This is a genomic window from Sphingobacterium sp. UBA6320 (assembly GCF_002440335.1).
Classification (GTDB): Bacteria; Bacteroidota; Bacteroidia; order Sphingobacteriales; family Sphingobacteriaceae; genus Sphingobacterium.
This window is the reverse complement of record NZ_DJTA01000019.1, coordinates 106,331-119,193: the sequence shown is the minus strand read 5'-3', so window position 1 is coordinate 119,193 and position 12,863 is coordinate 106,331. Positions and strand designations below refer to the sequence as shown.

The following is a 12,863-nucleotide window of genomic DNA, read 5'->3' as shown; positions in this document are numbered from 1 at the left end:
AAAATGTCAGAATTAAACAACAACATCAATATCCAAGATATTGAAGACGGAAATAATCAGCAAGATTTCTATACAAATTTCAAAGAAAAATTGATTGCTGTAGAACAGTTTCCATCCTTGTACAAATTCAAATTCATTGTTAAAGCCGATTTGGAGAAAATAGAGCAGGTAAAACAGGTATTTACACATGCGAGCACCAAATACGCTGAAAAAGAATCATCAGGTGGTAAATATAAATCCATCACTGTAGAGACTTTTGTGAATAATGCCGATGAAGTAATTGATTATTACAAAGAAGTATCAAAAATAGAATCCGTTATCATGTTATAACAAAACGAAAACAGGCTGTCAATTAGACAGCCTGTTTTTGTTAAAAACAAAAAAGCTCACTTTTCAGTGAGCTTTTGTATATGATTAAGTTTTTTTAAAAACTTATGCTTGTGGTGCATCAGTTTTTGGTGCATCTGTAGCAGGTTTATCTTCACGAGGAGGACGAGGCAACAAAGCTTTACGAGAAAGTTTCAATTTACCTTGTTTGTCGATATCCAACAATTTAACCGTTACTTGATCACCTTCTTTGAATATACCATCCATGGTCTCAAAACGTTTCCAATCAATCTCAGAGATGTGTAATAAACCATCTTTTCCTGGCATGATTTCAACGAAAGCACCAAAAGGCATAATAGACTTCACCTTACCTTCGTAAGTAGCACCAACTTCAGGTTTAGCCGCAATATTCTTAATACGTGTACTTGCATCATCAATCGCAGCTTTATTATCCGCAAAAATCTGCACGATACCTTTACCATCCACCTCTTCTATCGAAATAGTCGCACCAGTTTCACGTTGCATTTCTTGGATAATTTTACCTCCAGGGCCGATGATAGCACCAATAAATTCTTTATCAATGATAATCTGAACGATACGAGGAGCATGAGGTTTGTAATCTTCACGAGGTTCAGCAATCGTTTTCTTCATCTCACCTAAGATATGAAGACGAGCCTCTTTCGCTTGATCCAAAGCCTGCGTTAACACTTCCCATTTCAAACCGTTGATCTTTAAGTCCATTTGACAAGCCACGATACCTTTTTCAGTACCTGTTACCTTAAAGTCCATATCTCCTAAGTGATCTTCATCACCTAAAATATCCGAAAGAATAGCATACTTACCTGTTTTCTCATCTGAGATTAATCCCATAGCAATACCAGAAACCGGTGCTTTCAATTTAACACCTGCGTCTAACAAAGCCAAAGTACCAGCACAAACAGTTGCCATCGAAGAAGAACCATTGGATTCTAAGATATCAGAAACAACGCGGATCGTATAAGGGTTTTCAGCTACCGGAGGGAGTACCTGTCTCAATGAACGTAATGCTAAATTACCGTGACCTACTTCACGACGACCAGGACCTCTATTAGGTCTAGCCTCACCTGTAGAGAATGCCGGGAAATTGTAGTGAAGGATAAATTTGTTATAACCGTTGATGAATGCACCATCGATCATTTGCTCTGCATCTTTAGCACCTAAAGTAACAGAAGTCAATGATTGCGTTTCACCACGTGTAAATACAGCAGAACCGTGAGCTGCAGGTAAATAATTTACTTCTGACCAGATAGGACGTACAGTACGTACATCGCGACCATCAAGACGTTTTCCTTCATCCAATACTAAATTACGAACAGCATCGTATTGTACATCGTGAAAATATTTTTTGAATAAAAATTTCGTATCCTCATCCAATTCCTCAGGAAGTGTCGCTCTAAATTCTTCAGCAATCTTTGCGAAAGCTTCAGTACGATCATGTTTAGCAGATGCCGAAGCAGCAACAGCATAAACCTTATCGTAAGTAGCGCTGAAAATTTCAGCTCTCAATGTTTCATTTGTAGGTTCGTGGTTGTACTCACGTTTTACATGCTTACCGACCAAATTTGCCAATTCAACTTGAGCAGCAACTTGTTTTTTGATCGCCTCATGAGCAAAAGCAATAGCTTCTACCATTTCAGCTTCAGATATTTCACTACATTCACCTTCAACCATACCAATATCTTGAGCAGAACCCGCAACGATAAATTCTAAAGTTGCTCTTTCTAATTCAGACATTTTTGGATTGATTACCAATTGACCATCTATTTTCGCTACACGAACTTCAGAAATAGGACCATTGAAAGGAATATCAGAAACTGCAATAGCCGCAGAAGCAGCAAGACCTGCCAATGCATCTGGCATAATATCTTTATCAGCAGAGATCAAAGAGATCATTACTTGCGTATCTGCGTGATAGTTTTCAGGGAATAATGGACGTAAAGCTCTGTCGACTAAACGAGAGATTAAGATCTCGTAATCTGACAAACGTGCCTCACGACGTAAAAAGCCACCAGGAATACGACCTGTAGCCGCGTATTTCTCTTGGTAGTCAACAGATAAAGGCAAAAAGTCAACCCCAGATTTCGCTTCCTTAGCAGAAACTACTGTCGCAAGAAGCATCGTGTCACCTTGTTTTAATACTACTGCACCATCAGCCTGTTTAGCCAATTTACCAGTAGAAAGCTCGATCTGGGAGCCATTGCCCATATCAATTACTGTTTTGATTTCGTTATAACTCATTCGTTGTTATTTGCGATACGCTTTTCATCTTTTGGCAGCGTACCTAATATATAAAAATATTTAATTTCTCCGCAAAGATAAGGTAAAATATTCATAATCAAACTCAGATCAGTTGCTTTTCTATGCAATTATAATTGATCAATAACAGCAAAGATCTCCTGTTATCCTAGTGTGGAAAATCTACATTTAAAAAACAAATATATCAAAAATCGGAATTTAGAAAAAAAAACCAAAAAAAAGCCGTCTCCAAAGAAGACGGCTTTTCTAAAGTTTTATACTAAAAGCTTATTTGATGATATCACGTAGACCTAGACCTTTGATGATCGCACGGTAACGGTTGATGTCAGTTTTGTACAGGTAAGCTAATAATGAACGACGTTTACCTACTAACATTTGTAGTGCACGTTGTGTGTTAAAATCTTTTCTGTTTTTTTTCAAATGCTCAGTTAGGTGAGCAATTCTCTTAGTGAATAAAGCTACTTGTCCTTCTGTAGAACCTGTGTTCGTTGCCGAACCTGCAAATTCTGCGAAGATATCTGCTTTGTACTCTTTACTTAAATACATCTCTGAAATAATATTAAAGCGTTAAAAATTTTTGTTAATTGACTGCAAAGGTAGTACTTAAACTTTACTTTGCAAATTAAATGCAGATTAAAAATCAAGTAGCCCTTCAGAATAGATGACGCAGATTTACTAAATTTAGCTCAAAGTATCCTTAAATCCTATGATTCAAAGGCAATCATAAACCGCAGTATAACCATTAAACCTTAACGTATATTTTCTTTTTGTCCAAATAGTAACAGATCACCCACATAAAAGCAAGAAAACATAAAGAATAAAAAAATGACCCCACTTCAGGAGGTCCTGGCAATGGTTTACAAATATGAATATAAAACCATGTAAAACCACTCGTATATACCTGCGTTCCATCCTCACCAACGCCATTTGGAATGCGGATGAGTCCAACCAAACGAGGTAGTACACCACTCAAAACAAATATGAAGAGCGGGTTTTTACCAAAAACATCAAAAAACTTGGTTAAACCATTTTTCACTCCTTGCACCTCAATAAACCAAATCATCCCTCCGATCGTCATGATACCTAGCCCTGTAGTATATAGTACATACGAGCTTGTCCATATTTTTTTATTGATCGGAAATCCTAATGACCAGATCCAAGCCAAGACAACCAATATAAAACCAGTAACAAATAAACCCGAAAGCAATTTAAAATGAGGCTCATTACTCGTAGGAACTTTAGACCATAACCAATCCACCTGTCCCTGCTTTTTAATAAATGTACCAGCCAAATAACCAAATACCACTTGCACAATCGCTGGCAAAGTACTCATCAGACCCTCCGGATCAAAAGGCACACCCTCCCCTTTATAGATATGTGCGATTCCCAATAATTTGATATCAATAGAAGTTCCAAACCAGCCCGCTAAACTATAAGGATCACCAGGCTGTCCTGCAAAAGCACAGATAGCCCAATAAGCCAATAAGATAATTGTTGAAATCCAGATCAAAGCTTTCTCTTTAAAATAATAAGCTAATATAGAAGCAAAACAATACGCCAAAGCAATGCGTTGCAAAACCCCAAAAATTCGAATTCCTTTTTCTGGATTCTCCGGATTGACCCAATGCTTAAACCCCAGTGTATCCCCACTCCATTGAATAAAAGGAGCCCAGTTCAAAAATAAACCAATGGCAAATATTAAAATAGTTCTTTTGATTACCTTTTTCCAAAACATAGCATCACCAGCCTCCTGAAGACGAGGGATGACAAAAGACATCGCATTACCGACAGCAAATAAGAAAAATGGAAAAACCAAATCAGTAGGTGTACAACCGTGCCAGCTGGCATGTTGTAAAGGAGCGAACATATGTGCCCATGTTCCGGGATTGTTGACCATAATCATCAGAGCAACTGTCGCTCCTCGAAATACATCAAGTGAATAATAACGTTGTTTCATAATCTAGATTGTTTAAGCCAAAGATATTCTTTTTAGAACAGAAAAAAAGCCTCGTTTTCGTTTGGCAACGCCAAAAAAGCAACAATCTGCAAAACAAAAAACCATATAGTTAGCAAAACACTTAAAAAATAACATTAAATATTTTTTTTAAGCGTGCCATATTCAATATAAAAATCCAAAAATTTGACTAAAATTAAATTAAGAATATAACACTAATAAAAACATTTTAAAGAATATTTTAAGATGTTTATCAAAACGTCAACCAGATCAAAAGCCCGTGTACGATGTTTTTAATCCACCCAGTCAATTCAAAATTAAGAATGCATGCATTACCTTCACATAACTAAAATACGCGCAAAAAGATAATCAAATAACGGTCACAGGACTAAATTGAATTATGTAAGCATCATTCAATTTGTAAATGGATATTAATTCAAAAATTGTTTTAAAGCTCAACGCTACAAACCACAGTAGCTTCAATTTATTTTGCAAGCAATTGCTATTCATTATCTATCAATAGATTTCCAATAAATACCTCAAAATAACAAAGTGAAAAAACTTAGCGGCGACCCTTTATTATAAAGAAAAATAAGGCTTAATCTTTATCTAAATATATCTAAAAAAATCAAATCATAATAATTCCCATTCTTAAGAAAATTAACTTCTTAAAAAAATGTAAAAAGTTCTTGCATCTTTTAAGAATATTGTTGTAACTTTACTATTACGGTAACCAATCTAAAATATGAATGATCAAATTATAAAATCCATTTACTTTCATAAACTGCAATCGATTGCACAGCTTAGTAAAACTTTTAATAAAAGCGTACCGCTTATTACAAAATCCGTAAATTCATTATTAGAGATGAATTTAATTGAAGGTAACGATCTTGCAGCCTCAACTGGAGGTAGAAGAGCTATTCAATTTAAGATCAATAGTAATTTATTAAAATACACCTTAGTTATAGCATTAGATCAGTATTATACTTCTATTTATATCTTTGATTTAAAAAACAATATCATAGCTGAAACCGTCGACATTTACAACCCGCTAAAAAATAAAGACAAAGCCTTAGACATCATTATCAGTTTAACAGAAGAATTGATTACTTCCTCTAAAATACCTGGATCAAATTTCTTAGGCATTGGTATCAGTATGCCTGGATTTGTAGATACGGAGAAAGGAATCAACGATTCATTTGATAAACAATCAAAATTACATCATATTAAGAAAAATATCGGCGAGCATTTCAATATGCCGACCATTATTGAAAACGACTCTACATGTATCGCTTTTGCCGAACAAAAATTTGGCGCAGCCAAAAATATAAAAAGCTCATTAGTCATCAATCTCAATTGGGGTGTTGGCTTAGGTATGATTGTTAATGGACAAATATTCAAAGGATCTAGCGGTTATGCTGGAGAGTTTAGTCACATACCACTTTGTGATAGCAACGAATTATGTTCATGTGGAAAAAAAGGCTGTTTAGAAGTCGAAGCATCACTAACTGCTGCAGTAAAAAATGTTCAGGCAGCATTAAATGCAGGAGAAAAATCCAGTTTAGAGTCTGAACAACAGAATAACCTTTTAGCTCAGGGAGACGCATTATTAGAAAGTGCCATCAACGGAGATCAATTGGCTATAGCCAGTCTTGGAAAGATTGGTTATATGCTAGGCAAAGGAATTGCCACCTTGATTCATATCCTAAATCCAGAAGTCATCATCATCAGCGGAAGAGGCGCCAAAGCAGGAACAATCCTGATGCCTCAAATCCAAACAGCGATCAATGAATTTTGCATACCACGACTGGCACAAGCAACGCAAATCAGAATATCGGAAACGAATAAACAAGCTCAAAGCGTAGGAACAGCAGCCTTTATTATCGAAAACTTAATACAAACACTAATAAAAACCAACTAATTAAATTATTCAACCAATTCGTATGAGTTATTTTTACACAAAAAGTGCGGGATTAGCATTATGCACCTTATTTAGTGCAACATCCTTATTCGCACAGCAATCTATTACAGGAAAGGTAACAGATGCAACAGGACCTGTTTCCGGCGTAACGGTTTCCGTAAAAGGGACTTCACGCGGAACACAAACAGCAGCAGATGGTAGTTTTACCATTCAGGCTGGAAAAGGAGAAACATTACGTTTTTCTAACGTTGGTTATAAAACAACGGAAATTATTGTTGGCTCAACTAAAACGATTAATGTCGCTTTAACAGAAGATGCATCAGCGCTAGATGAAGTTGTAGTGACCGCAATGGGTATTAAAAGAGAGTCCAAAGCATTAGGTTATGCCGTAAGCACGATCAAAGCCGAGGAGCTTACTAAGGCTGGAAATACCAACGTGGGATCAGCCTTATACGGTAAGGTTTCTGGAGTAAAAATTACAACAGCACCAGGAGGTGCATCAAGTGCTGTAAATGTTCAGATTCGCGGTATTAACTCGCTAAATTATCAACGTCAGCCATTGTATGTTGTAGACGGTGTTATTATCCGTAATGACGAACAATATGGAACGAAAGGAGCTAATAATAACAACTATTGGGATGACCAACGGATACGTGGTAATGGAATGTTAGATATTAATCCTGCGGACATTGAAAGCATGTCTATCTTAAAGGGATCTGCGGCAAGTGCCCTATATGGCTCTGATGCAGCAAGTGGGGTTATCGTCATCACGACAAAAAAAGGTATCAAAGGAAGAGGATTAGGCATTGATTTTAATTACAATGGTTCTATAGAACGTGCCGCATTCTTACCAAAATTCCAAAATACTTATGGCCCGGGATATGATGCAGCTACCAATCTAGCAAATGGTGCTAATGAGGAAGGTTGGATTACAGACACAAAATCACCTTCAGGAAGACGACCATACTTCCGCTCATATGGTAACTTCGGCCCTAAATTTACAGGCGAAGAAGTTAGCTGGTGGGATGGTTCAACCAAAAAATACGAAGCACGAGAAAACAACTATAGAGACATTTTCGATACCGGTTACAATTCCAACATTAACTTTGCTATTTCCAATCAAACGGATAAGGTGAATTATCGCTTGAGTGGTACGCGTATGGATTATAAAAGTACGAGTCCAGGCTCAAAACAAAGCAGAAACACGTTCAATCTAAATAGTACAGTTAAAATGCACGAAAAATTGTCTTTGGATCTCGTTGCTAACTACACGAACACAAAGACGCATAATCGCTCGGCATTACTAGGGCAGGTCTTAGGATCCTACGGAGGTTTCTTTAGCCGTACAGAAGATATGTCTGTATTAAAAGAAAAGTATCAGACTTCAGATGGCTATAAGTATTCAGCCTTCGGTACAGGGCGTGACGAGGATTTCAAATATACGATCCGACCATACAATTTGCTAGATTATTTTTGGTCCCAGTACAAAAACAGCTACGACGAAACAGAAAACCGTTTGTTAACTAGCGCTACCTTGAATTGGAATGTGGTGAACCACCTCAAATTAAGAGGTCGTATTGGTAATGATTTTACCTCAGCTGCGATTACAAACAAACAGTACAACGAATATGCAACTCGTTATAATTCCACAACAAATAGTTCTGGAGGATTCAGTACATCAAAAGGATTGTATTCCATATTATATGGTGATGTATTGGCCACTTACGACAACAAAATAAATAATGATTGGGATTATAGTGTAAGTGCCGGCTTCCAATCTAGAGAAGAAAACTACGATGACCAATCGTCAACGACACAAAGTGGGCTTGTAAAAGAAAACTGGTTTAGTTTAAGCAATAGCTATGCACCAGCGACAACAAGTAATGAACGTAAGAAAAAAATAAAATATGCTTATTTCGGAATGGCCAATATCGGTTATAAAGGATTTGCATATTTAGATGGAACTTATCGTTCGGAGTATTCTTCCACTATGCCTCCAGGAAACAACAACTACAAGTATGGTTCTGTTAGCGGAAGCTTTATTTTTAGCGATGCACTAGGTTGGAAATCTTCAGATTTCAACTTCGGTAAATTACGCGTTTCCTATGGTATTGTTGGAAATGATGCTGGAATCTATGTGGCAAATATTGCAAACAGTCAAAATGCTATTGCTACAATCAACGGATCTGTGCCTTCATTGACATATAGCGGTAGTTATGGAAATTTGGGCCTTATGCCAGAGATGAAATATGAATGGGAATATGGTCTAGAATTGAAATTTTTACAAAACAGATTAGGTTTGGATGTCAGCTATTATGACAATTATATCGATAATCAGATCCTAAATCTAACAACCGAAGCATCAGCAGGAGCGACTTCTCAATGGACAAATATAGGCCGTATCTCCAATAATGGTTTAGAAGTTTCATTAACAGGCACACCTATTCGACGTGAAAATTTCAGCTGGAATACACGTCTTAACTATTCCTTCAATAGAACAATGGTTGATAAATTAAATAGTGGTGGAGACATGCTAACGTTCTACAGTGCGGATGAAAACTCTTTAAAAGTTGTTGCAGAAGTTGGTAAAAAATTAGGTAATATTTATGCCTACGATATTGCTAAAGATGAACAAGGCAATAATCTAATCTCCAATGAAGGTTACTATGTCATTGATAAAACAAAGTACAAACATGTAGGAAATATATTACCAAAAGCAATTGGTGGTATGACAAATACATTCAACTATAAAAACTTATCATTAGATTTCACAGTAGATTATCGTTTCGGCGGTAAAATGGTTTCTGAAAATCAAAAATATGCCATGGGAACCGGCGCTTATGAAAACACCATGGAATACAGAGAAACGGGGGTTACCTTGGATGGTATAAATGAGAATACTGGTGCTAAAAATGATGTGCATCTAAGTGCCGCTGAATATTATATGAATACTTTTGCTTGGGGAGCCAATTCATGGACAGAAAAAGGAGCGGTATATGATAACTCTTACATAAAAATGCGTGAACTATCAGTTAGTTACCGAATTCCATCTTCTGTCACTCAAAAACTTAAATTAAACAATCTAAGAGTATCTCTATTGGGTAGAAATCTATTTTACTTCTATAGAACACTGAAAAATCTTGATCCAGAATCACCAGTTGGAAGTCAATGGTGGTCACAAGGTGTAGACGTTGGTTCAAATGCTGCAACAAGAAGTTTTGGATTTTCATTGAATGCTAATTTTTAACCGTAACTAATCATGAACAAATCATTTTATATAGTATTATTTTTAGCGCTATCAACCCTTGGATTTACGGGATGTAAATCACAATTGGAAGATGCATTTAACAATCCCGATCAAACAACTGAAGCGAGTATTCCGGGATTCTTCGCGGATCTGCTAAACAACGATCGGGTTCGACCATCTTATTGGCATTATAGAACATTTATATTATCCAATCAATCTATTTATACGCAGACGACCTCTTTTATACCTGGCAACACCATGTATCAGCCAGGTGATAGTTATTCCTATGGATATTGGACAGACTTCTATGCCCCTGGGGTACTGGGTGTTTATAGAAAGATGGAGGCCGCTTATGCTGCATTAAGTCCAGAAAATCAAGCTAAAGAAGAAATTTTTCTTAAAGCAGGTAAAGTGGTCATGTACGATGAAGCGTCCAAATTAATTGATAATTTTGGAGATATCCCATTTTCAGAAGCTGGAAGTCTACCATTAACAAGTATTGCAAAAAAAGCTAAATTCGATGATCAAAAAGAGTTATATTATTCTTTTATCGAAGACCTTAAAGCACTTAACACCTATTTCAGTAAGGCAGCAACTACGGGTGATTTTTCAAAATTTGATATTCTAAATAGTGGCGGAATTGATAAGTGGAGAAGATACACCAATTCTTTACGTCTACGACTACTAATGCGAATTTCAAATGTAGATGAAAGTAAAGCGAAAACGGAAGTTTTAGAAATGTTGAATAATCCAAGTACATACCCTCTGGTAGACGGAGCTACTAATGCAAATTATCTACCTGGAAGCACAGATATTTTACTTCAACCATTAACAACCAATACTGCAACATTGCGTGACGCTTTAATGGAAGGCAATAATCAATATGCAACGGATTATATGTTGAATAAAACAATGAAACCTGCAAATGATCCGCGTATTCCCGTATTCTATGATAAGTTCGGTGTAACTAAAGATGGTAAATTTACCCCAAATAAGGAATATAATGCAATGCCGATTACATTCACAGAGAATGACATATTGACAAACTTTCAAAAGTATGCTGTCTTAGACTCAGCAACATTCTTTGATAATGCAAAACTACCTGGTATTGTTGCCACAGCATCAGAGACAAACTTTGCTAAAGCTGAAGCTTACCTACGATGGGGTAGTGATACAGATGCAAAAGCAGCTTATGATCTAGCGCTTAAACAGTCGGTTACTTTTTATTATTATCTAAATAATTTAAATACATCAGGTTTAAAAACTGAAACTAAGCCCAATGACGCGACTATTAATGATTTTGTTACTAATTCAACAGCCAAATATAGCGGAAATTTAACAACGAAATTAGAATTAATTTTGACCCAAAAATGGGTTCATTATGGATTCCTACAAGCACAGCATGCATGGTCTGAATATAGAAGAACTGGTTATCCAAAAATCACAGTATTAACAGCTGGGCTAGCCAATTACGCCACTCCTCCATTAAGACTATTATATCCTACCGGAGAGATATCTGTTAACTCAGAAAATTACGAAGCTGTTCGTTCTAAAGATACAAGAACAACCAAAATATTCTGGGACGTCAATTAATTAGTCCTATTTCTATTTCAGAAAGCCACTCTCGGGTGGCTTTCTTTTTATCATTTTAATTATATTTATATATGCAAAAACTGAAAACCCTTATATCAACCGCATTGCTTGCAACAAGCACAACATTGGTCTTTGCTCAAGCACACAATGTATCGGGTGGCTACCAAAAACCTACCGACCCACAGGTGATCGAAAACCTCGAACAATGGCAAGACATGAAATTCGGACTCTTCATGCATTGGGGCACATACAGTCAGTGGGGTATTGTGGAAAGTTGGAGCTTATGTCCTGAAGATGAAGGCTGGACGCAACGTAAACCTGAACATGGAAAAAACTATTTTGACTATGTAAAGAATTACGAAAATTTACAAAAAACATTTAATCCAACAGATTTCAATCCGCAAAAATGGGCCGATGCAGCCAAAGCAGCAGGAATGAAATATGTAGTATTCACGACTAAACATCACGATGGATTTGCCATGTTCGATACAAAAGAGTCAGATTACAAAGTCACATCTCCCAATACACCATTTTCAGCAAATCCAAAAGCAAACATCACCAAAGAGATCTTCAATACGTTCCGAAATGATGGCTTTAAAATAGGGGCTTATTTTTCAAAACCAGATTGGCATACCGATTTTTATTGGTGGAACTATTTCCCGCCTAAAGATCGTAACGTAAATTATGACCCGGCAAAACATCCAGAAAGATGGGAGAAATTTAAGAACTACACGTACAATCAACTTAACGAACTCACCTCAGAATACGGAAAAGTAGATATTCTGTGGTTAGATGGCGGATGGGTAAGACCATTTAAAACGATTGATCCATCTGTCGAATGGCAGCGCACTATTAAAGTGGAGCAAGATATAGATATGGATCGCATAGGTACTATGGCTCGCAAAAATCAACCCGGTATTATTGTCGTTGATCGCACCGTACCCGGTAAATGGGAAAATTATGTTACGCCAGAACAGGCAATACCCGAACAGACCTTAGATATACCTTGGGAAAGTTGTATCACCATGGGAGATTCCTTTAGCTATGTTCCTAATGACAATTACAAACCAACAAAGAAAATCGTCGAAACCCTCGTCAAAATTATTTCTCGTGGTGGAAACTATCTTCTGAACATCGCTCCTGGCCCCAAAGGTGATTACGATCAAGCTGCATACGACCGTTTAAATGAATTGGCGACATGGATGAAGATCAACCAAACCGCCGTGTATTCAACACGAACTATAGCTCCGTATCATCAAGGTGATTATTATTATACCCGAAGTAAGGATAGTAAAATCGTCAATGTATTCCACCTGTCAGAAGGAGATACCTATCAACAACCAAATGAATATGTCTTTCAGATACCTGAAAATTTCAAAGTAAAAAGCATATCCATCTTAGGACACAGAGGAAAATTAACCTGGTCTCAACATAAAAATCAGGTTACACTAAAAAGTCCAAACACCAAATTGAGCTTTTCCACAGTAATTCGGTTACAAAGTCATTAACTACCTTTATTCCAGTTG

General features: G+C 36.7%; 8 protein-coding genes. 5 read left to right on the top strand and 3 right to left on the bottom strand.

Annotation, left to right across the window (positions count from 1 at the left end; genetic code table 11):
• The first annotated feature begins 3 nt into the window (after nucleotides 1–3).
• Entirely contained in the window at nucleotides 4–330 is a 327-nt protein-coding gene (locus tag B3P23_RS11815; RefSeq protein WP_021190954.1) for a DUF493 domain-containing protein, read from the top strand.
• 102 nt (nucleotides 331–432) lie between these two features.
• On the opposite strand, the gene pnp is transcribed toward B3P23_RS11815, so the two are convergent.
• From pnp to B3P23_RS11800, 3 genes are all read right to left on the bottom strand, one after another.
• Nucleotides 433–2,604: a polyribonucleotide nucleotidyltransferase gene (pnp, locus tag B3P23_RS11810; RefSeq protein ID WP_045755169.1), complete on the bottom strand. Its 2,172-nt coding sequence runs from the start codon at nucleotides 2,602–2,604 to the stop codon at nucleotides 433–435.
• Nucleotides 2,605–2,889: 285 nt separating this feature from the next.
• Nucleotides 2,890–3,168: a 30S ribosomal protein S15 gene (gene rpsO / locus B3P23_RS11805; RefSeq protein ID WP_021191167.1), complete on the bottom strand. Its 279-nt coding sequence runs from the start codon at nucleotides 3,166–3,168 to the stop codon at nucleotides 2,890–2,892.
• Nucleotides 3,169–3,364: 196 nt separating this feature from the next.
• On the bottom strand, nucleotides 3,365–4,579 hold the full coding sequence (locus tag B3P23_RS11800; RefSeq protein WP_293926179.1) for an acyltransferase family protein: 1,215 nt from the start codon (nucleotides 4,577–4,579) through the stop codon (nucleotides 3,365–3,367).
• Between the two features lie 742 nt (nucleotides 4,580–5,321).
• Here B3P23_RS11800 and B3P23_RS11795 point away from each other — a divergent pair.
• From B3P23_RS11795 to B3P23_RS11780, 4 genes are all read left to right on the top strand, one after another.
• Nucleotides 5,322–6,497 (top strand): ROK family protein, encoded by a 1,176-nt coding sequence (locus tag B3P23_RS11795; RefSeq protein WP_045755171.1) that lies wholly within the window; start codon nucleotides 5,322–5,324, stop codon nucleotides 6,495–6,497.
• A gap of 22 nt (nucleotides 6,498–6,519) precedes the next feature.
• Entirely contained in the window at nucleotides 6,520–9,744 is a 3,225-nt protein-coding gene (locus B3P23_RS11790) for a SusC/RagA family TonB-linked outer membrane protein (protein ID WP_045755172.1), read from the top strand.
• 12 nt (nucleotides 9,745–9,756) lie between these two features.
• The gene (locus B3P23_RS11785; RefSeq protein ID WP_293926173.1) at nucleotides 9,757–11,337 is read left to right on the top strand and encodes a SusD/RagB family nutrient-binding outer membrane lipoprotein; all 1,581 of its coding nucleotides are present in this window, start codon (nucleotides 9,757–9,759) and stop codon (nucleotides 11,335–11,337) included.
• Nucleotides 11,338–11,408: 71 nt separating this feature from the next.
• The gene (locus B3P23_RS11780) at nucleotides 11,409–12,845 is read left to right on the top strand and encodes an alpha-L-fucosidase (RefSeq protein WP_293926170.1); all 1,437 of its coding nucleotides are present in this window, start codon (nucleotides 11,409–11,411) and stop codon (nucleotides 12,843–12,845) included.
• The last annotated feature ends 18 nt before the right edge of the window (nucleotides 12,846–12,863 follow it).

Excerpts from the sequence above, each read along its gene's own strand:
- B3P23_RS11815 (WP_021190954.1), top strand. The coding sequence starts at position 4 with ATGTCAGAATTAAACAACAACATCAATATCCAAGATATTGAAGACGGA.
- pnp (WP_045755169.1), bottom strand. The coding sequence starts at position 2,604 with ATGAGTTATAACGAAATCAAAACAGTAATTGATATGGGCAATGGCTCC.
- rpsO (WP_021191167.1), bottom strand. The coding sequence starts at position 3,168 with ATGTATTTAAGTAAAGAGTACAAAGCAGATATCTTCGCAGAATTTGCA.
- B3P23_RS11800 (WP_293926179.1), bottom strand. The coding sequence starts at position 4,579 with ATGAAACAACGTTATTATTCACTTGATGTATTTCGAGGAGCGACAGTT.
- B3P23_RS11795 (WP_045755171.1), top strand. The coding sequence starts at position 5,322 with ATGAATGATCAAATTATAAAATCCATTTACTTTCATAAACTGCAATCG.
- B3P23_RS11790 (WP_045755172.1), top strand. The coding sequence starts at position 6,520 with ATGAGTTATTTTTACACAAAAAGTGCGGGATTAGCATTATGCACCTTA.
- B3P23_RS11785 (WP_293926173.1), top strand. The coding sequence starts at position 9,757 with ATGAACAAATCATTTTATATAGTATTATTTTTAGCGCTATCAACCCTT.
- B3P23_RS11780 (WP_293926170.1), top strand. The coding sequence starts at position 11,409 with ATGCAAAAACTGAAAACCCTTATATCAACCGCATTGCTTGCAACAAGC.